The 21,780-nt window shown below is 47.3% G+C and carries 17 protein-coding genes; 3 read left to right on the top strand and 14 right to left on the bottom strand.

Going from position 1 to position 21,780, the window contains the following annotated elements; translation table 11 throughout:
* Positions 1–30: 30 nt before the first annotated feature.
* The 5 genes from BLV50_RS17840 to BLV50_RS17860 form a co-directional block, all read right to left on the bottom strand.
* Positions 31–675: an SDR family oxidoreductase gene (locus tag BLV50_RS17840; protein WP_079695434.1), complete on the bottom strand. Its 645-nt coding sequence runs from the start codon at positions 673–675 to the stop codon at positions 31–33.
* 341 nt (positions 676–1,016) lie between these two features.
* Positions 1,017–2,198 carry an NAD(P)/FAD-dependent oxidoreductase gene (locus tag BLV50_RS17845; protein WP_063568226.1) on the bottom strand — a complete coding sequence of 394 codons (1,182 nt, stop codon included), beginning with the start codon at positions 2,196–2,198 and terminating at the stop codon, positions 1,017–1,019.
* 23 nt (positions 2,199–2,221) lie between these two features.
* Entirely contained in the window at positions 2,222–2,668 is a 447-nt protein-coding gene (locus BLV50_RS17850; protein ID WP_024629786.1) for a DUF1641 domain-containing protein, read from the bottom strand.
* Positions 2,669–3,353: 685 nt separating this feature from the next.
* Positions 3,354–5,147, bottom strand: coding sequence for an RNA polymerase sigma factor (locus BLV50_RS17855; protein WP_090809181.1), 1,794 nt, complete (start codon positions 5,145–5,147; stop codon positions 3,354–3,356).
* A gap of 43 nt (positions 5,148–5,190) precedes the next feature.
* Positions 5,191–6,123: a cysteine peptidase family C39 domain-containing protein gene (locus BLV50_RS17860; RefSeq protein ID WP_072733788.1), complete on the bottom strand. Its 933-nt coding sequence runs from the start codon at positions 6,121–6,123 to the stop codon at positions 5,191–5,193.
* Positions 6,124–6,314: 191 nt separating this feature from the next.
* On the opposite strand from BLV50_RS17860, the gene BLV50_RS17865 reads away from it, so the two are divergent.
* Entirely contained in the window at positions 6,315–6,488 is a 174-nt protein-coding gene (locus BLV50_RS17865; protein ID WP_064506464.1) for a CsbD family protein, read from the top strand.
* Positions 6,489–6,648: 160 nt separating this feature from the next.
* Here the strand turns inward: BLV50_RS17865 and BLV50_RS17870 are convergent, their stop codons facing one another.
* Positions 6,649–7,656, bottom strand: coding sequence for an NAD-dependent epimerase/dehydratase family protein (locus BLV50_RS17870; RefSeq protein ID WP_072733789.1), 1,008 nt, complete (start codon positions 7,654–7,656; stop codon positions 6,649–6,651).
* A gap of 147 nt (positions 7,657–7,803) precedes the next feature.
* Here BLV50_RS17870 and BLV50_RS17875 point away from each other — a divergent pair, with 147 nt between their 5' ends.
* A complete protein-coding gene (locus BLV50_RS17875) occupies positions 7,804–8,322 on the top strand; it encodes a cupin domain-containing protein (protein WP_063568229.1) in 519 nt (172 codons plus the stop codon).
* A gap of 55 nt (positions 8,323–8,377) precedes the next feature.
* On the opposite strand, the gene BLV50_RS17880 is transcribed toward BLV50_RS17875, so the two are convergent.
* From BLV50_RS17880 to BLV50_RS17915, 8 genes are all read right to left on the bottom strand, one after another.
* Entirely contained in the window at positions 8,378–9,451 is a 1,074-nt protein-coding gene (locus tag BLV50_RS17880) for a DUF1835 domain-containing protein (protein ID WP_063568230.1), read from the bottom strand.
* A gap of 88 nt (positions 9,452–9,539) precedes the next feature.
* On the bottom strand, positions 9,540–10,199 hold the full coding sequence (locus tag BLV50_RS17885) for a TVP38/TMEM64 family protein (RefSeq protein ID WP_063568231.1): 660 nt from the start codon (positions 10,197–10,199) through the stop codon (positions 9,540–9,542).
* A 285-nt stretch (positions 10,200–10,484) separates the two neighbouring features.
* A complete protein-coding gene (locus BLV50_RS33820) occupies positions 10,485–12,068 on the bottom strand; it encodes an HNH endonuclease (protein WP_371129264.1) in 1,584 nt (527 codons plus the stop codon).
* A 624-nt stretch (positions 12,069–12,692) separates the two neighbouring features.
* Positions 12,693–13,868 carry an acyltransferase gene (locus BLV50_RS17895; protein ID WP_063567780.1) on the bottom strand — a complete coding sequence of 392 codons (1,176 nt, stop codon included), beginning with the start codon at positions 13,866–13,868 and terminating at the stop codon, positions 12,693–12,695.
* Between the two features lie 250 nt (positions 13,869–14,118).
* Positions 14,119–15,465 carry a cryptochrome/photolyase family protein gene (locus BLV50_RS17900; RefSeq protein ID WP_090809183.1) on the bottom strand — a complete coding sequence of 449 codons (1,347 nt, stop codon included), beginning with the start codon at positions 15,463–15,465 and terminating at the stop codon, positions 14,119–14,121.
* Between the two features lie 27 nt (positions 15,466–15,492).
* Positions 15,493–16,653, bottom strand: coding sequence for a response regulator (locus BLV50_RS17905; protein WP_063567778.1), 1,161 nt, complete (start codon positions 16,651–16,653; stop codon positions 15,493–15,495).
* A gap of 98 nt (positions 16,654–16,751) precedes the next feature.
* On the bottom strand, positions 16,752–19,850 hold the full coding sequence (locus BLV50_RS17910) for an ATP-binding protein (protein WP_090809185.1): 3,099 nt from the start codon (positions 19,848–19,850) through the stop codon (positions 16,752–16,754).
* Positions 19,851–20,066: 216 nt separating this feature from the next.
* Positions 20,067–20,489, bottom strand: coding sequence for an SRPBCC family protein (locus tag BLV50_RS17915; RefSeq protein WP_090809187.1), 423 nt, complete (start codon positions 20,487–20,489; stop codon positions 20,067–20,069).
* A 328-nt stretch (positions 20,490–20,817) separates the two neighbouring features.
* Here BLV50_RS17915 and BLV50_RS17920 point away from each other — a divergent pair, with 328 nt between their 5' ends.
* Positions 20,818–21,600 carry a class I SAM-dependent methyltransferase gene (locus tag BLV50_RS17920; RefSeq protein WP_090809189.1) on the top strand — a complete coding sequence of 261 codons (783 nt, stop codon included), beginning with the start codon at positions 20,818–20,820 and terminating at the stop codon, positions 21,598–21,600.
* Positions 21,601–21,780: the final 180 nt, after the last annotated feature.

The raw sequence follows: 21,780 nt of genomic DNA on the forward strand, positions 1-21,780 counted from the left end.
TTCCATTCTCCCGTTATATTACAATACGAATTACAATTTACCTAAGGCATCCTCTACCAATTCATCCCCGGCGATCAGATCAAAAGCCATTCGATACGTCTTCTCCTCCTGGAGGGAAGCAGCGATTACACGAGCCACATCTTCACGTGGAATACTTCCCGGTTTCAGATCTGTTCCTACAGAGATTTTGCCGGTACCCGGCTCATTTTTCAAACCACCTGGACGGATAATCGTGTAATTCAGATCACTTGCGAACAACGCCCGATCGGCATAATGCTTCGCCACGTAATACGGCTTAATGGCGTCGGACCACTTCTCCCGCTGATCTGCCCCAAACGCACTGACCAAAATATATCTGGTAATTCCCTGCTGCTGTGCCGCCTCCATTGTTTTCACCGCACCATCGAGATCAATGAGCAATGTTTTGTCTTCGCCCGTAGATCCACCGGAACCCGCTGTAAACACAATGGCATTGTGATCTTTCATTGCCTCGGCCAGATCATCCACGCTGCCTTCCAAATCGCCAATCACCACATTGGCACCAAACTGCTTCAGTGCATCTGCCTGCTCCGGTTTGCGAATCATCGCGGTGACTTGATGTTTCCCTTCCTGTGCCAGTTGCTGCACCAGAAATTTGCCGATTTGTCCGTTCGCTCCAATTACTAATACGTTCATATGTCATTCTCCTCTCGGTTTTCCTTTTTATAAGCTAGCTTTTATAAAACAGACTTGTCTTTAATTTAAACGAAAGCCGACGCTTCTAAGCGCCGGCTGCTATGTATTACTACCGTTCAGCGCATCTGGCAAGATGCGGATAACACGTCTTTCCTTTAATATACCATACACCCTATACGGTTTATACCGAGCACTTTTTTCTTCAAAACATCTCTGATAACAACGAATATATTTCAATATCTCGCTTCAAGGAACTTAGCCCCTATGCTCTACGGATGCTGGTTAAAAATAAAGAAAGGCACCCCACGTGGGGTGCCTTTCTGCTGCATGGCGTACAGGTATTAGTAAGCCAGTGCAAACAAACCGTGAATATGAGCAAGGTAACGGATGTTACTTGCTTCTTTCATCATGGTTGCTGGCAGACCTTTCAGACGAGTCTGGTTGCCACCGATCATGCCGACAGCATCCTTACGACCCAGACTTCCCAGTGTACCGGAGAATACTGGTGTGAAGGATTCCATTGCGCCACCTTTGAACATTACGCCCAAGTTGTGACCAATAGTTTCACCCATTTGCCAAGCCAATTGTGCTGTTGGAGGGTATGGACGAGCACCTTCGCTAGGGAAGACCACTGCGCTGTCACCAGCAACAAACACGTCTTTATGGGATGTGGATTGCAGTACTTCCGTAACTTTCGCACGGCCACGATCCACTTCAATTCCGCTGTTGGCAACAACTGCATTACCTTGAACGCCGCCTGTCCATACGAGTGTGTTCGTAGGGATCGAGCTTCCGTCTTTCAGCAGAACTTCATTTTCTTTCATTTCGGTAATCGCTACGCCAACGATGAAGTTAACGCCACGTTTTTCCAGACTCGCTTTTGCACGCTCAACCAGTTCTGGCGGGAATCCTGCCAGGATGGAAGGACCTGCTTCAACCGTGTACAGGGAAACTTCTTTGAAGTCGATACCTTTTTCTTGGCATACAGCCGGAAGAAGGTCAGCGAATTCACCAACAAGCTCGATACCTGTCAAACCACCGCCACCGATAACAAACGTAGCGTCTGCTTTGTTGCCGGATTGTTTGTAAGCATCCAAACGAGCTTCCACGTGTGCACGAATGCGATTAGCATCGCTAACGGATTTCAGCGTGAAGCTGTACTCCTGCAATCCCGGAATTCCGAAGAATGCCGTTTCACTGCCCAAGGCAACAACGAGTGCATCGTAAGAGTAAGTAGAACCGCTGGTCATGAGAACTTTTTTCTCGTCCGGCTTGATTGTATCCACCGTATCGATTTTCAAGTTCACATTTTTACCACTCAGCAATTTTTCGAGTGGAAGGGCAACTGCTTTTTCAGCAATGCTTCCTGCTGCAAGACGGTGCAGTTCCGTAATAATTTGGTGCGTAGGGTAACGGTTCACGACTGTAATAGTCGCTTCTTCCGGTGTCAGGTATTGACGCGCAGTCAGCGCAGTCAACAGACCACCGTAACCTCCGCCCAAGATCAAAATTTGCTTCGACATATCCATCCTCCGTTCTTCTAATCTTAACGTTGCTGTTGTTGACGCTCGTTCAGGATGCTCAAGAATGATTGAGCAAAACGCAGCGTTTGTTGTACGTTTGGATCTTTAAGCATTTTGAGCATAGCGAACAAACCAACCGAAGTTTGCTCAGCTTGCGCACGATCACTTGCTTCGATGGCAGCAGAAGCTACACCTTTAGCTTTGTCTACAACAGGTTTAGCAAACTCGCCCATTGCGCTCATTGTGTCGCTGATCAGAACTTTGTCTGTAGCTACGCTTTGTGCAAAGTCATAAGCTTTGGTCATAGCAGTGACCATTTCAGCCAGTTTAGGCAAGTTCTCCACCAGAACGGTCAGAGACTCCTGTACCTCAGGCTTCATCAATTGATCCAGTACGTCCAAGGACTGGCGTTGGGAAACGTCGGCACCTTCTGTAACCGGCACCTCTTGTTGAGTAGGCGATTGTGACATAAGAGAAAGTCCTCCTTTACTTTGGGATAGAAGTCCGCGACTTTCATGATGCCTGTCAAGCAGAGCCGAACCACAAATACATCCAATACAACTAAATGTACCAAATTTCACACAATAGAATGAGCATAGCCCAAGGGCCGTTCCCACATCGTGTATTGTATCTTGGGTCTATTGCGGACAACATGTGTTGACGCAAAACGACAAGCAGGCCGAAACCGAACTCTATACCCCTATATTACACCTCTTACACATGAACATGAAAAAGAAATTTTTTACACTTGTGAAGATATTGTGAACATTGTAACAAAATCGATTTTTTTGTCAAGCATTGTGGTCGGATTAAAATCGATTATTCTCCTGTCCCAGATCCGTAATCCTACCACATGTGGTATGAAGACAAGATCACATATGACCATATGTGCGATATGTACACAAGGAAGGATTTTTTCAACTGAATTTTTCAGGAATTGTTTTCCAAAACCATGAATTTCATGCAACGAAATTGGTCACTGTCGTTATTATGCAGCTAGGGGTGCAGCCTTATTCCTGAAATGACATCATTTCTTGTTCAAGTATGAACCTATCCTAGCACGAAAGCAAAAAAGACAGAAAGAAGGCCTGACGGATCGTCCTGCCTTCCTGATATTTGTTTCACTGTTTGCCCGATCTAATCATTACATTCAGGTCACACCATAACGATTTCTGGGGAATGCTGATCCATTTCTTCAAGCAACGCTTTTATTGCAACGACAGCAGCTCGCTCTAATTCCTCCACCTCCAGAAGTATCGAGATAGCTTGATCGACCTGAAGCTTCTCGTTTGGCTTTCCGCCTTCAGGAAAAGGAAAACACTGTTTGAGCACGTTTAACCTTTGGGACATGTTTCGATATAACTCTTCCGCCTGAAGACAGAATGGAATCAAGCTGGAATAGCGGGGAATCGAAGCCCACTTTACAGAAAGTTCTTTGAAAAACTCACTTGCATAACGTCTTGCATCCCACAAAACCGCAATGTTATAGGCATGACCGTTCGGTTCTACCCGTCTATATTCTAGGGCTTCTCTCCAGACCGCATAAGCAGCCAGACCACTGACTGTGTTCGGCAAGGTATATGGGTCCTCCCCACGATAATGAGCCAAAACAGCTGTCAGTGCCGCGCGCAAGTTCATTTCTCTTATCATGCCATCTGATTCCGCTGCCAGTACAAATACTTCCTGATTCACCCCCCGGCCTACATGATCATAGATAATTGTTCCTGATTTAATGAAATCTGTACCGTACAGGGTCCGGGCTGCATCATCATAGCCATAAATCAATCCGAATTCGGGAATATTCAGGTCCCATACTACGGCCGGAATTCCCCGATGAATGGAGTAACGAATCAAGGAGAGGGCCCGAACAAGCCTTGGATTTAGCAACCTTTTCCCCTTCGCTTTCTCCTCTAGCATCGAAGGATCGATCAGATTGGCATTGAGTCCCGCTTCGCTCGCCAAAGCCTCAACCGCATGGGAACGATAACCCATATGGTGCAATCCTCTGATAAGTACCTCTTTGAAGTTATAGGCGGTGGGTCCAGCGATATGTATGTCCTGAGGCAGGATGGTCAGACGAAAAGAAAGTCCACTCATCCCCATAACCATGGGGAGAGATGGAGATGAACCGATATAACCTAACATCTCTTGAATGGATGCTGCTGCCGAGTTCCAGGTTTGGGGAGCCCGAAACGAAAGGGGCTCCTCCAGAATCACTCGATTTTGCCCGAGTGAATTCCACTCTGCCAGCATTTCTTCTACGGATAAATGAATATGAAGCTGCGACACTTTTTTACGTGAACGGGACAGAATTTGATACGCATTGGCACTTGTCAGATTGAATTTACAGGCAATTTCTTGCGGTGACAGCTGCTCCATCCAATACGATGTGAAGACCTGCTGCTCTCTTAAATTCAGACATCCCAGCAGCTTGTAGAGATTATTCCTCATTTCCTGCTGAGCAACAGCTTGATACGGATCATAGCCTGTTTCCTGCGACATCCGTTCGGTGTCATTCAAAAGATGGTTCAGCGTCATGTCAAGCGAGTCTTGATCGCTCCATGAGGGATCATCGGCTCCAAATGCAAGGAAAGAAGAAAAATGTTGTTCACGCTGCTGCTCTCGGCGTTGCATATGTGAGTACGCCTGATTACGCACAATGCGCTGCATCCAAGCCATAAAACGCTCGGCATTCTGAAGCTGCCCCATATGAATGAACGCCCGAATAAGCCCATCCTGTAAAATATCTTCTGCGAGATAAGAATCATGTGTAAGTGCTCGCACATAACGGAACAATTGCCCACGGTAACGGTGAATCAATTCACCAAAAGCCTCTGTATCCCCAGTTTGGGCTCGTTGGATAAGCGCGACATCCGACTCCTTTTGCCGATTCTCGAATGTCTCATCTTCCCCTGGCCTGATATGGCGATTGTCAGCTAATTCATTCATGTGTATCTCCCCTTCTCATAGCCTTGCTTCACTTACAATTACATTATTCCATCTTCAAAATAGCAGCTTCGATCATGGCTTCCGTCTCCGCGAGTGCCACCATGATTGTCGCAGCAGCCTCCCAGTTCCGGGAGACAAGACGGGATTGGCATTCCCCGAATTGGCGCGATTGTGCGTATTTCAAAGCAGAAAGGTCAGGATGGATTGTTTTAAAAAATGACCCATAATCATGGGCACGACGCGCGCCTACTGGCAGAGCAAAATACACATAATGAGCCCACTCATTACCATCGATTGCATCAGCACGAACCTGTTCCGCCTTATGAAGAATCGCTGAAGCTCCTGTTCGTCCTTCCTGTGCAGCAATATCATGGATCTGTTCTGTAAGCGTTGATTTGAACCAAGTAAAAGCACGACGGTTAATCTCCTCCAGATCAGGCTGTTCAATGCGTTCAGGACTCCACCATCGTCGATACACACCGCTACTCCACGGGAATTCAGACTTCCATGCTTCCTCAAGTTTATCCAGTGTCAGGAAGACATTCGGGAATCCAGCAGGATCATGCAGGCATATTTCATCGCCCTCCATGCTCAACGCCACTACATAATGATCGCAACCACCCAGGTTGGGAGAGTTGGGATTGTAGACGAGTTTGCCCATATCCAGCGGACCCATCATCACAGGACCCTGCTTCAAAGCCTCTCTTAGCTCATCTACAGGCATCTCTGTACCCGGTGATTGCACACTTTCGCGCACACTAAATCCCAGAATGCTCATCGCTTTGCTGATGGCCAGATCAGGACTAGAGGTACAGTTATCAAAAAAAAGCATATCTTCCTGCGTTCGAAAGGCCCCTAGTGAAAAGCCACCGACTGCTTCAAGCAGACCGGGGTCTACCTTTTCTCCAATGGACGACAGCAGCATTGAAGCTGAATTAGCGTAGCAATATGCACCATTTCCAATATAATTGCTCATATCATAACATCCTCTCATTTCTTTAATGAAGCACGCGGTTATGCAATGCCTATACTTATACTGACTCTTCGTACTGATCATTTCTGACAGAATATCCAGAACAAATTTCTGCCCTTATCACAATAGCAACGTTTAGAATACGGGCATCCCGGTTAATAAGGACTACACCAGAAACGAAGGAGATGTTCGATATGAGTAATTCAACTAGCGATAAAATTAAAGCAGGCGTAAACAAGGCCAAAGGCGAAGTGAAAGATCAGATCGGTAATGCGACTAACAACAGATCCCTTCAGGCTGAGGGCAAGAAAGACAAAGCCAAAGGTGCTGTGCAGGACAAAATTGCTGATGTAAAAAAACATCACTAGATCCATTTGTTAAACGTGAACACGCACGACAATTCGTGCAGTAAATATAGGATCATTGCCCGACCGTCCATACCGGTTGAAAGCCGGGATTCGACGGGGGCGCAAAAAAGCCAAGGAAGGTGTTATTCACTACACCCTTCCCTGGCTTTTTTTGCCCTGGTTAGATAGCCGGAACTGCATATCTCGCCATATCGATAATAAAGCTGCGTGCTTCTCTTGTCGTGTGGTATTCACGGCTGAATTGTCTTACCCATTCGGGATGTTCCTGATACCATCGAAAGGTCTGCTCCAGTCCCTGCTCCAGCGTCATCTGGGGAAACCATCCGGTCTCTGATCGTAATTTTCCCGAGTGAACGACCAGACTCGAACCTCTGGACTGGGTGGGCTCCTGCTCCCGAATCTCCGCCGTTCCATTAGAAGTATGCAATTGGTGCAAAAGATCTCCGATCTCTTGCATGGTTGTTCCTTGCCCTGTCGAAATGTTATAGATCTGCTGATCTTGTCCATTCAGCATAATCTGTTCAATCGCTCGCAGCGCATCATCTACATACAAAAAATCACGTACAGCTGATCCCTGAATATCCAGAGGAAGGCTGTCCATCATTCGGCCAAAATTACGCGGGATAATCCGGTCCGGCAACTGCCAAGGTCCATAAAGATTGGTTAAACGAAATATTTTTATAGGAAGCTGGTAACATTGAGCGTAGGATCGTGCGAGCATCTCACAGGCTACTTTGGAAGCGGAGTAAGGGGATACCGGAGCATATTCATCGGATTCATGATACACTCTGCCCATCTCCCCTCCGTATACCTCAACAGATGAAGCCAGCACCACGGGAATATGGTGATCGGAAGCGTATTGCAGAATGGCCTGTGTACTGAGGGTGTTGTTACGAAACACTTCTCCGGGGTGATGATACGAATAATCTACGTGTGGCATCGCTGCCAGATGAATAATATAGTCTGTTTCGTGCGGCAAGCTAAATCTGTCCTTCGCGAGATCACAACAGATAAAGGCCATCTCATGAAGTGGAGAGCTGTGAACAAGCCTCTGACAATAATCATCCTGGTCCACCAGGGTGATTCGATGTCCTTTTTGCGCCAAATACTGAGAAAGGTTAAATCCTACAAATCCAGAAGCCCCTGTAATGACAATATTCAAGCACATTCCCCCTTGGATTAATACAACAAGTTACTGAAGAGAGTCTATGTTCTGATTATAACCTTATAGTGATACATTTTGTATCATTTTACAATTGTTTTTTGTTCTTCACCAGAAATAAACGGGTAATGCCATAGAGAGGTGATATTTACGATGAAAGAGGCCATCAACAATGTACAAACGATGTTATTTCAGGACGATGGTGTGATCCCCAATCATCCGATTCTGCCTGTACTTCTGTATAAAGGAATTTGGGCAACAAATTCCGCTCGTGCAGAGTCGTTACTGAACCAAAATGGATGGGGAAACAGCTGGATTAACGGTGTGTTTGATTATCATCATTTTCACAGCAATGCTCATGAAGTACTTGCAGTGGTTAGTGGCTGGGTTGAGCTCATTCTTGGTGGGCAACATGGAAAGGTTGTGCGTCTTCATGCAGGAGATGTGGTCGTATTACCTGCGGGAACCGGACATAAGCGGCTGAGTGCGAGCCGTGATTTCCGCATTGCAGGGGCCTATCCAGGTGGCATGAGCTATAATACCCGAACGGGTGAACCGGGGGAGCGTCCCAAAGTTCTGCGTGAAATTCAGGAGGTTCCCATTCCGGATACAGATCCAGTCTATGGGCAAGAGGGGCCACTATTGGAGTTATGGAATCAGAATAAGACATGAAAGAATAAATGGACTGCTCCGGGATAAAAAAACTACCGGGAACAGTCCATTTCGGTTACTGGGGGAGCCTCACACTGTAGAATCGCATGGCATGTGGCTTCCCTTCCATCTCAAGCCGTCCCTTTATGATCAACTGTCGAACACGGTATTCAATGAATGCGTCTCCGACAGCTTGTTCAAGATGGCCCAGCACCTCACCTACGACGCGGGCTGATTTTATAAACTCGCCAGGCTGTCTGGTTAACGTGACCTCTCTAGCCTTCTGCATAATGTACTCATCAATCGCGTCTTCGGGCACGCTCTGAATCTGGCCATCCTTCATTAATCGCAGAAGTCCTGGCTGTACAGCCAGATTCACCCACTCTTGCTCCATGTGTTTTCGTTCCTCCACAGACAACGGTTCAGCATTCACACAGTGTTGCCACATCGATAACAACTTCTCAGAAAAAATTTCACCTGTTCTAGGAACATCATACTGAACTTCAGAAGGTTTGAATAATTCCTGATATAATGCACCGGTATCGATTAAATAGATAGGCCCCAGCCTTTTACGTAGCAAATGCATGGCATATAAAAGCCCCGTTCTCTCATGAGCATTATTCGCATACCAAATGGTGATTCGCGTATCTTCATCAATTGAACTCAACATGTTGTTTAATTGAAGCAGCTTATCCATGCCTTGGACGGCATAACTTCCATGCTCACCCAAATAAAGTTTCTCAAGTAGCCAGAGGTGCCTGCGGTGTAAATCCGCCTTGTTCGTCAGATCGCCCAATGGACCGATGGCATAGTAGTCATTCATAGAGAAAAACCGCCGCTCCGAGCGACCTGGAACCTTGCCCATCGCAACCTTAATGCTACCTAGTGGCGATTCACCAATCGCTATATGAATTTCACGTGGTATCTGTGCCTTTAATGCCTGTTGCTCCGCTTTCTCCCGGTTCCGATTCTCATCCAATGTCTTAAATATCGACTGTATTTTCGTTGCAAAATGAACAGAATGTTCTTCCGCTGACTGATCACTGACTGCCATATCTGCGCTGAGATAGAGCGTACGCAATAACGAACGCAGCTCGTCCTCATCCATACGGTACAGCTCCTGATCAAAATCAAAGATATTGTCAATCATGTTTATCCCCCTCCAAACAGTCTAAACCGATGGTTATCTGCGACTAAACCATACAAAATCGAACGTACGTATTTGTATCATCGTAAGTTTACGACGAAATAGACTTTCCAGAGGAGTGACTCAGATCATTCATTTCCTCACGATTGGATGACGAACGGGTAAAATGCCGCTCCAGCTTCCGACTTGCCCAAAGGGATACCGCGATAAACAACAACACGCCGCCCCATCGCACAGGGTGCTCCATAAACTGAGCTACATTGGAACCGATATACGTCACACAGAAGATCATAATGGCTTTACCAAAACTCACCGCAAGCAGGAAGGACATTAATCTCATCCGCGCAATACCTGCCGCTACATTAATAATGACGAACGGACCAACCGGAAAAATACTCAACAAAAACACATAACTGAATGCATTCCGCCGAATCCATACCATGCTGCGCTGCACACGGGGTTTATTAGCCCAACGTTCCACAAAAGCCGACTTCCCAATCTCCCGTACAATCAGGAACGTAACGGTACAGCCGAGTACCATCCCGATCCATGAATATAAAAATCCTGCCCATAGCCCGTACACCGCTCCGTTAACCCCAACAATGAGCAGTGTAGGCAGCGGGGGCACGAACGATTTCATAAAGGTAAGCAAAATTGCCGGTAAAGGGCCCAGGGAGCGAAACTTCTCCAGCCAAAAACGAATATTCTCTTCCGTAATATAGGACATGATGTCCAAAGATGCCGGGTTCATCTGCTTCCCTCCAATCTATACAGTTCAAATTTACTAAAGATGTGGTGCCCATTATAAAATACATCTGGTAAACCGATGTGAAGTTTCACGACTCACTTCTCCCCAGTATAACGTACATATGAGCGCTGTACCGTTGTCAATTTGAAGAAATTTCACCAGCGAAGCTAAAAAACAAAAAAGCACACCCTGACCCGTTCAGTCTTGGTGTGCTCTCTATATCGGATACCCCGCTTGAAACCCATGGTGAACAAGCTTGGGGAAGTATTTGTATTTCGCATAAACCGTTTATTCTAGCTGAGCTTCCTGCATTGCCAATTCATTCAGCTCTTCCTGATGCGCAGCATTCCACTCGGGAATACCGGAACGCATGAATTCTTCGGCATCCATCGCTGCTTTGGACTGGTTGCACAGATTGCAGGCGCAGACACAGTTAAGTGGGGTGGTATGCCCACCTTTAGCTCGTGGCAGAAGATGGTCAATCGTGTCTCCATACGATCCACAGAAGTAGCAGGTATAGTTATCACGGGTCAAAATAAACCGTTTGAAATCCTTGTTGCTAAACAATCGACGGATCGTGTACCGATTAACCACAACAGCGGCTTTTTCCTTGACCAACGTGACCGCCAGCTCCATATCCACTTCCTGATGCCAGCGCCGCCCTTTGTCCGTCTTGCCACGCATGCGCACCATGCCCTGCCGATTCGTCCGAAGCGATGACGGATCATCCGGATCAATCGCTACAGGCACCGCCGGAGTATGACGGCGAGGACGGCTTTCCGTTCCAGCCCCGTGACTGCGGCTGGAATGTGCAGGCGCCCGCTGCCCGGATGATCCGGCACGGGCTGCGTCTTCGCCGCCTGCCTTAGGCGCACGCTCCTTGCGTGCCGGGCGCGGCTTCGACCCGGGCGAGCCTGGCTGGCGCCCGGGTGCAGGAGGCGCAGCCTCCATGGCCGTGCCCGGCGCTTGGCCGGGGGCGGGCTTTGCAGCAGCGGCAGGCTGTGCGGCCGCCGCTGGGGGTCCGGCGACCGAGGCATCGCCACGGTCGCTCAGGTTAGGCGCACTGGCCTCAGCTATGCTGCGGGCCTGTCCTGCGCCGGACAGCAGCGCGGCAGCACGTTTGCGGCGCCGCTTGCGTTTGCGTTTGGCTGCGGTCGGCTGATCCGCAGCCCCTGGCTCTGCTGCCGGGCCTTGCGGCTTAGCTGGCAGCAGAGCTTTGGCCGCCGCAATCTCCTGCTCGGCGGCCCGATCCGTGCCAGCGGCTATACGCGCGCGGGCACGCTTCGCAGATGGATCAGCATTCGCTGTATGCGTCTGCGAATCCCTTTCTTGCAGATCAGCCCTCGTCTGCGGCTGATCTACCTTCTCGCTCTCCACCTCAGTTCCGGAGAGCGGCTCCGTTTGCTCATTACCCGAATGCAGCTCTGGGCGCTTCGCCTTTCTCCTCCTTCTCCTCTTCTTGCGGTTGCCCGAAGGCGAAGAAACAGTTGAAGAAGCAACGAAGTCAGCCGTTTCACCTTCCATCGAAGAAGATGAACATACGGACGGCTTAGACTCCCCATGTCTTTCTGAAGTAGAAGCAACAGAAGGCGTACTATTTGCTGTATCCACGATCCGTTCTGCTGTATGACTTGCAGATGCAGAAGGCCGTGCAGCCGCAGCACCTTTATGACTCTTTATCGCCTCATCCGTAGGCCGGAGTGAGGTATTATCGTTATCGGCTTGTCCACCGAGCTGACGACAGTGACGACAAGCGCCACGTCTGGCTCCCGGGCCAGCCCGCTTTCCGGTTCTTCGTCGAAATTCGGACAAAGGTCGCTTTTGCCCGCAATACATACATGTCTTGGTCAGTTGCGCTTCATGTTCCGTCATTTCCTGCCGGAAAGGGGCCGAGCCCATCTCCATGTTGTCACCTCGGTTCCGTATGAATCCGGTTTCTTTCTATTGTATCACATCTGCTCGCCAACACACTCATAGCCAGATGTCCCATAGTCTTTTGTCTTGTACTCCTGGGTCTGCCCCACGCATTCGTGAAGGATGTGTTCCACGTATTCCAATATATCTTGCATCGGTTTCCCGCATTGTTCACATGTTGTCATTGTTCTCACCTTAATCCTGTTCTTAAAAGTCAATACATCCATTGAATAAATGAATTTACACTGTTTTACTACGCTGGCAGAACAACCTTCCGATCGCTGTTACCCCCAGATTTCTTTAATCCCCTTTTTAAAAGGTAAAATCCGGTGCTAAAGGCGAGCGCTACGCTTCTTCAGGTTTTTTCTGCCCTCTCCGTTAGTGTGTATTTTTTATTCAAACCTAGATTAGACTTATAAATTATTTAAAATGTGTTCCGCCTTCTCATTACCCTTCGCTTATGAAAAAGAAACATCCGTTCCCCATGTATGAATCTAATCGGCAATCAAAAAAACCGTTCCCCGCTCAACCCTAATGGTCGACCAAGAAACGGTTTATTATTCCTGTATTAGCATAAATATTTTAACGAACGTCGAGTTGTCCCGAGTTTTGTTGTGGTACCAGACGTGGCTTCGGTTTTGGCAAATTGCCGAATATTACCCATGCAAACGGAACAAATCTTGCCGTGAGTCCAACCACAATCCACGATGCGATTAACGCCACACCAAAACCTCCGGCGTACCACAGGTGAATCAGCCAGGATACCCCGGTTTGTGGTGGATAATTCCGATAGATCAACAGGAAGAATGGATGAATCAGATAAATACCGAAGGACAGTGCCCCAAGCCGATTGAGCGGCTTAACGATCAGCGATGGTCCTTTACGATAGAGAAGGTACGCAATCTGAATGAGCACCAACGCACAGGCGAACGTATGCAGATTCCAGAAAAACTCGTACCACAGCGTGTTATATGTCGCAATCTTCAGGCGCAACAGATAATAAATGTATACATGGCCGAGTCCGGCAAAAATCCATACCGCCCACAGCAAAATCCATGAAACTACACGAGCTTTGGTTGCATTTTCCCGACTAATGACAAACCATTGTTTAATCTTCGGAAAGTATACCCCGATAAATGCACCCAGCATGAAATAAGAGAAATACGAGAATGCCCAACTTCCCTTGTTCGGCACCTGGAAGCCATATTTATTACTTACGATAAATGCCCACTGAATGAGCAACCCAATCGGTACCGACCATTTGACAACTGAGGGATATTTCTTAAGCAGCCACAATACCAACGGGAATAAAAGATAGAATTGCATATTAATAAATACAAAGTACAGATGCGTATACGCCTTGCCAGTGAACAGTTTCGTTATGAAGCTTACTGCTGATTCACCGAACGGACGGCCCTGATAATGCGTGAAGTGCAGGATAACAAAATACATTAATGAAAATAGAAAATACGGTAGTAAAATGTAAACAAATCTTTTTTTGTAAAAATTGCTGACCAGCTTCTTATCTAGCGGGCGAGAATAATAGTTATAGAACAGTACAAAACTGCTCATGAAAATAAACGTTGGTGTACCATATTTCATAAAAATATTAATAAAATTGTACAGCCAGTAATACCCTGAACCCGTCATGTCCACCGTCGCATATGAAGTGGAATGCACACACAGCACGCCGATGATAGCCATTGCCCGCACGAGATTCAGCTCTGGGATTCGCTCTCTTTTGATTGTTTCACTCATAATTAGCGTTTCTCCTTAATATGTTTCGTTGATATGTCTAAGATGACTTAATACGATAAGCACACTATCTATTAAAAAGCATAAAGCTTAAGATGGGTAGTCCAAATTCTTAAAAGTTCCTAAATATTCAACATGTTTCACAGTCTTTTCATGTCTATATATGTAAAAAAGACCGCTATGACGCGGCCTGCGAGCTTGCTTCGTATCTGTCCAAAATATTGCTGGTTCACTGGGATGAAAATGGTAAACTTCAATGCTGACGACTAGCTAGAATTTGTTTATAGATCTCAATAGCCGATTGTCTTGAGGTTTTCAGATCCACAATGGCATCCTGGCGAGGCTGATGAATCTCTTTGCTATGCAAACCCTTCAGGTCAGGCAGCCATTTGCGGATATAATCCCCTTGGGGATCATACTTCTCTGACTGTGTCACCGGATTGTTCACCCGAAAGTATGGAGCTGCATTCTCGCCAAGTGATGCACACCACAGCCAGTTGCCCCGGTTTTGAATATTGTCATAGTCACGGAGCTTACGTCTGAAATACGCTTCACCCAGCGTGTATGGGCACTGCAGATTTTTGGTAAGAAACATTGCGGTCAAAATACGAAGCCGATTCGGCATATGTCCAGTCTCATTCAGTTCCGTCATCGCTGCGTCGATAATCGGAATGCCTGTTTCGGCCTTGCACCATCGTTCGAAGTGAACCTCGCTGAGCAGCGACAGATCATATACCTTTTCATATGTAAAATAATGACTCTCATACACTGCCCGATACAGGTAGAAGTCGCGGAAGCACAATTGTCTGATCCACTCGTCCGAATGCTCCGTGCGTTTCGCAGCATCGTACATCTTGCGGATGGATACAGCCCCCACAGCTACATAAGAACTGAGCCGGCTCGGTTCATAAGCTTCATATTCATCCCGATGGTCGCCGTAATCGGCAATTCTATCAGATAAAAACCCACCCAACATTAGATGAGGATCATTCAAATCAGATACATCATATGCCAGCAATTGTTGTGGTACCTGGAAGGTCTCTGGCCATTCTATCTGCTGATCACTGACCTTCACCTCTGCAACCGTAGTGGTTGAAGCTGGATTAGGATGCTCATTCATGAATTCCACCCAGCGTCGGTGGAAGGCAGCAAATACTTTATATGGCTCGGACTTGCCCGTAAAATCAGCGAATCCCTTCAAATCCATCAGCAGATGATCCGTCAGCTGCGTAAATGTGACTTCTCGTTCCTCGGTTACCTTGCGTATTCCACGGTCCCGTTCAATTGCATATGGGGTCATATCCCGATGAACTACAACTTCATCTATACGACCTTGCATCTGTTCGAGAATATAATCAATCACCTCAGCTGGTTTGCCATAAGCCATGTGCAGCGTACGGCCTGACTTGCGGTACCGCTTACCAAGCTCTACAGCATGCTGTAGAAAATTCACTCCACTATGTTCCTGTTCACGACCTTGCCGCAGCAGAAACGGATCATAGATGAGCACATGCAGACTCTCTGCATCCTGGTGCAGTAAATAATCGAATGCGACCAGGTCATCTGTGCGCAAATCTTTGCGATGTATGAATAACTTCATGCTTCATCCTCCTGCCTGAACTTCTGCCTACTTTGCCGTTAAATCTTCATACAGCCTGCTTGTCTCCGGCTCCGGTTGATGTCCCAGTTCCTCAAGCAGGGTCAGCGTAAATGAATGATATATTCTGAGTATGGCTTGTTGATCATCCATGGATGCACTTACCCTCATCATTAATCGGCAGATTTCTTCGGCATATGGCTCCCGTTCCTGTAGTTCACTCAACTGCTCCATCGCTTCCTTGCCCCGTCCATGCTTCATGTCCCATTCCGCGATATCCATAACCAGTCCTATATACTTACTTCTCAGATCTCTCGCTTTGGCTTGAGCCCAGCGATAATCATGCTCCTCCAGATAGTCACCACGGTAGAGGGGGACGATATCCCGCAGTTGATCGACATTGTCTGATGTAACGTCAGCGTATGCCATACCTTGCTCGAACTGCTCTACATCACTCACCAGATTACCCGATAACAAACGATAGCGGTTCATGTTGTATTCCAACTTGCCCGTCATGTTCCATTCTTTCAGCAGTTTACGGATCTGATAAACGGAAGTATGCAGATGCGTTAGCCCTTTCTCTTGCGAGACATCCGCCCACAACTTATCGAGCAGAATCTCTTTGCTTACCCAATCCCCTCTATGGTGAAACAAAAAAGCAAACAGTTCTTGCGATTTGGCTGTGCGCCACTTGTGCTTCTCTGCTTCCTGATCCAGGCTTCTGTAGATATCCAGATGTTTAAAAGTAAGCAATCCAGGCACACGGGTATCCAACTCCACAGCCTCAGATTCCTGAACCTCAGCGGTTGCAGCAACCTGAGAGGATGAGGATATCATGCCTGCGGCAATGCGATCGATCGTTTTGGCAAGCCTCGCTGAACTTACCGGCTTCAGCACATAATCCAGCGCCTGAAGTTCAAAGGCTTCAACCGCATGATCGGCGTAAGCCGTTATAAATATAATGCGAATACTGCTGTCCAATTGCTGTATATATTCAGCCGCTTCCAGTCCATTCATTTCCGGCATGCCAATGTCCAGAAACACAACGTCCACACGCTCTTTTGCCAGAAAATCCAGACCGGCACGGGCTGTTGAAAAACACTGCACGGGGGTAATCCGCCCATCCGATCGTAACAGGCGTTCCAGATGAAGCTGCGCCGGTTTCTCGTCATCGATTACAATGGCTTTCATGCTCTTCCAGCCTCCTGCCGTGAATTATTCAATGGGAATACCGATTATCTTGGCATTCGTTTAATAATCTGTTAACCAAATTCGCCTAACTCGGCCCATTATTTGGAACCATTTTTCTTCTCCACAGGTATGCGAAACCGTATTAGCGTTCCTTTCCCCGAATGACTCTGAATCTCCAGCCCTTGACCATATAAAGACAACAGGCGCCGATTAATATTCTGTAGCCCTACACCTCCAGGACCTTCGATTCGCCCTGAACTTACCTGAGCCAAACGCTCAGGAGGTATGCCTACTCCATCATCCTGTACCACAATGACGATGTGTTCATCCTCCCTGGTAATGCCCAGGTTAACCATGCCGCCTGCAGCACGTTCCATCACCCCATGACGAATCGCATTCTCCACAAGCGGTTGAATACTAAGCGGTGGCAGGTAAAGACGAACATCTGGGTCGATATCATAATGGACCACCAAACGTTCCTCGAAACGTGCTTGTTCCAGATGTACATAGGACTCCACTAACTCCAGTTCCTTCGCTAGTGGAACCAGTTGGTCGCGGTTCTGGAAGTCGAAACTTCCTCGCAAGTAATGACTCAGTTCAATAAGCAAATCGGTCGCTTTATCCGGATTGACGGCGCATGTCGCTATGATGACGTTGAGCGCGTTATATAGAAAGTGCGGTTTGATCTGGGCCTGCAAAAAAGCCATTTCCGTACGAACAACCTCCTGTACCGAGGTACGCATCTCAATTAACGTCCGTACTCTTGCACGCAATTCACCTGCATCCACAGGTTTGCTCAGAAAATCATTTGCTCCTGCCTGGAATCCCATTTTGATATCCTCTGGCAGCCCGCGAGCTGTCAGCATTAGAATGGGCAACTCGGACAAGGAACTGTTCTCACGAAGCTTACGGCACAGCTCAAGCCCGGACATTTGCGGCATCATCCAGTCTGTAATGACAAGATCAATGGAGGGGTGTTCTTCACGAAGCTTCAGTGCTGCTGCCCCGCTATCTGCTGCAATGACACGGTAACGTTCCGTGGATAGAAGATTGAACAATACCTGTCGATTCACAGGATCATCGTCCACAATCAGAATGGTATGCTCTGCTTCCAGATTATCATCCGTCTCATCCCAATCCATTGCTGCTGCCGTATCCTGCGTTCTTCTTTCTTGAGTAGATACATATTGGGCTGCAACAGGCCTCGAACTCGCTTGCAGCAAAGGAAACTGCACAACTGGCAGGGTAAAATGAAAGGTCGAACCTTCACCTGGCTCCGAATCTACCCAGATGGTCCCTCCGCCAAGCTCGACTAGTTTGCGAGTGATACTCAGTCCAAGACCAGTTCCCCCGTTAACCCTCTCACTTGTTCCATTGCCCTGTTCGTAAGACTGAAATATGTCTTCCAGTTTATTTTGGGTGATACCGACACCTGTATCAGCGACAGATACCGTCACCATAGCTCCATCCACACGAGCATAGATACGAATCTCACCCTGCTTCGTGTACTTATACGCATTGCCCAGCAGGTTGTACAGAATCTGCCTTAGGCGATCCTCGTCCGCTTCAACCAACGGCAACGCTGGAGGCCATTGCTGGATCAGTACAACCGGTTTATCTTCAAAGGTAAAACCAGAGACTTCAACGACCGATCGGGCAACTGATTCGAGGTCCACAGCACTCCGTTTTAATTCAATTTCACCATTTTTGAGCTTGGAAAAGTCCAAAATATCGTTTACCAGCAGCGAAAGCCGCTTTCCAGTTGAGGTGATCATGGACAGATTTTTGGCCTGCTTGGGTGTGACCGCCCCGGCCGCCCCTTCCAGCATCGATTGAGCTATATTAATGATGCCGTGAAGGGGAGTTCTTAGTTCATGGGACGTATTCGCCATAAACTCATCCTTGAGACTGTCGATGGCAAGTAAACGTTCAGACAACGCTTCAACTTCACGGAATGACTGTGCAAACCGAATCGCTGTTAGAATCATCTGTGCAAAGACAAATAACAGCAGCTCATACAGTGCTAGAAATGTCGTATCCACGGTAGTGAAAGCACCAACGGTGTGCAGCACAACCACCATGAATATACTCATCATGCTCATCAAGACAAAATGACCGTCATTCGGTCGACTTTTCAGCCAATGGAGCATGGCTCGCAGCGTGTAACCAATCACCACGAGTGAGATCAGCAGCATGGGCAGCTCCAGCATGGAGAACAGAACAGGAGACAATGTTAGACCCACCGTGCATTGGACGAGTACCAGAACCACACCCAAGCGAACAAACCATTGATGAACAGCTCCAGGTACCAGTGCATCCATATAACGGAGCAAGAAATAATACGCAAGAGCTGCGCTGATTAATTGCAGCCGCAGAATATCATTATTCGGTAAGAACGGTAACAGTGTTCCCAGCAACTTCTCTCCATGAGTCAATGCGTACAACGCACCGGATAGGCTGAATAATCCCAGATACTGAAGCTCTTTTTCACTGCGCCGCAGCCGGAAGAGCATCAGGAAGAAGGCCGCTGGCAGAATAAATCCGAACAGTGTCATCAGATCCTTGAGCCAGTCCTGCTGTTGGCCTTTCAGAATGCTGTGCTCGTCTCCGAACAAAATGGATGCAACAATGCCGCCAGACGAGTAGCTGTAATTCGATACCTGAATGATAATATCTGCGACATCACCTTCTATGGAGGTAAATCCCGTAAAAGGCAAATTGAGCTGAATATCGGTATTTTCCGTTGTACCTGGCAGCCCTTTGCCGCCAATCTCTTTGCCATCTATGAATAAACGATGGGCCATGCGGATATTTTGAGTACGTATCCCATAATCGTTCTTCTCTAATCTCGGGGGAATGCGAACACGCAAATGATAGGTCCCATACCCGTGCGCCTCTCCAAGAGTTCCATTCCATCGGGATGGGACATGGATGGGGAGAGGCTTGGAAAGTGGCTTGCGTCCGGAGACATCCGCCTCAAAGTCAACGGGTGCCAACAATTGGCCCGGATAGAAATCCCACGTACCATCCAGGGAAGCAGCCCCCTGTCTATCGAAATTCCAGCCGGTCAGGTCCATAACCCCATCATTCGCATGAGGGTTGCCGCGCTCGGTAAATAACGTTTGTACAATGGAACCCAGAGGAAAAACAACAATACATATAAAGCTAATGGTGAGCATAATCCAGTGTTTTCTCATCTATGTAATCCTTCCGCCTCCATGGCGAGAGACGTCTAATTTTGTCGTTTTATACCTATAACTCCATGTTACACGTTTCTGTTGCTGACGGAAATAGTTCTTACATGATATTTTAACGTCAAAAAAGCCACAGGCTCAGCTACCGGAATGCAGACCGGAGTAGGACCTGTGACTTTTTTGAACTTGTTGGCTATCTGTTTTACTTTTCTCGTTTCCTTACGCTTGTCCAACGACCTGGGCCAGTTTCTGCACAATTCCAGTCCATCCCTGCTCCATCCGTTCACGAATGATGGCATGAGCCTGTCCAAATTCAGTCAGTTTGTCCGCGTCCCAGCCACTGTGAATCAAGGTAAAGTCGGTGTCTTGTCCTTGCTCCGTCAGTTCAAACGTAAGCGTCCAGTCCTTACCCCATTGGAATGACAGCTTGCGTGGCGGCTGAACTTCCGTAACTTTACACGGTGATTTTCCGAAGGGTCCAGCTTCCAGTATAAATTCATGCCCTTCCACTGGCTCTAGATTGCTTGGCATAAACCATGATTCCAAGCCTTTTGACGTCGATACAATCCCCCATACTTTCTCCACAGGCGCGTGAAGCAACAGCTGCTCCCGAATATCTGGCAATGCACTTGAAGATTCCATGATATCTCCTCCTAGATATATATCAGTATTTTGCATCATTCCATTTATCGCTCATGGAATTGATGCAAAATCCCCTTTTAACTTATTGTTCGAAATGAAGTGATGAGTGTCAAATAAATTCTGCTAACAACAGGTATTATGGCAGGTACTCTGTTGACCCACTCTCAACCCCACCCTATAATTGGAATATATTACACAAAAGGTGCGTGATTCCCTATGATAGTCTGCTCTGAAAAATTCAATTCCAACCGTTGCCGGAAGGGATAAACATTTCGTAGCTAGTCCCTTCCACATTCTCATTTTAATTATGTTGTGGAGGAAACGTTACATGTCTTTTAGTTATTATGGTCCATTATGTACTGAGGTTTATAATGCCACCAAGCCTGTTGGCCACTCCCTTGGAGGCGATATTGAATTTTACCGTAATTATCTGACGAACTGCAATGGACGCATCCTGGAAGCGATGTCTGGCTCAGGTCGAGTGCTGATTCCATTACTTGAGGCTGGTTTGAACGTAGACGGTCTTGATTATTCAACGGATATGCTCGATTCATGCCGTGCTCTTTGCTCCATGCGGGAATTGCCCATGCCTGAATTGTTCGCTGCTGATCTGGAGACACTTGATCTTCCTTACCGGTATGAAGTCATTATAATTGCCGCAGGCTCCCTGCTGCTTATTCAAGACAGGCAGGCTTCCATAAAGGCCCTGCGTAATCTGTATCAACATCTGGAACCGGGAGGTCGACTTGTGCTGGACCTCTTTCTACCCGATGTAACAAATACGACTTCATACTACTCAGGCACCTCGACTGTTAAATTACCGGACGGCGATACGATTACAATGGAGAGCAAAGACATCGAAGTCAATATGCTTCAGCAGTACAAAGTAAGTTTAATTCGCTATGAAAAGTGGCGCCATGGCACCCTCATAGCCACAGAACTGCAACAACTTGCATTACGTTGGTACGGTGTGGAGGAGCTGCGTATGATTCTGGAACAGATCGGTTTCATCGACGTAGTTGTATATGCTGACTTCGATCCCAAACAGGCACCTTCGCGTTCTGATCAGAAATTTGTGTTTGAAGCTACACGAGGAATACCCTCGAAGTGATTTCACTTTCAGGCCAAAGCGCTAACGAATCGATCTCACCGGGAAGGATCCAAGATCGAGGAAGAAACGTGCCTACGGTTCGTTAGATCGTAATGATACAGAAAAGGGATGTCCTCCGTCATGTTCATGACTTATGGGACATCCCTTTTTAATTGCATTTATATAAATGTTCTAATTAAG

It is taken from the genome of Paenibacillus sp. 276b (assembly GCF_900107875.1).
Lineage (GTDB): Bacteria > Bacillota > Bacilli > Paenibacillales > Paenibacillaceae > Paenibacillus > Paenibacillus marchantiae.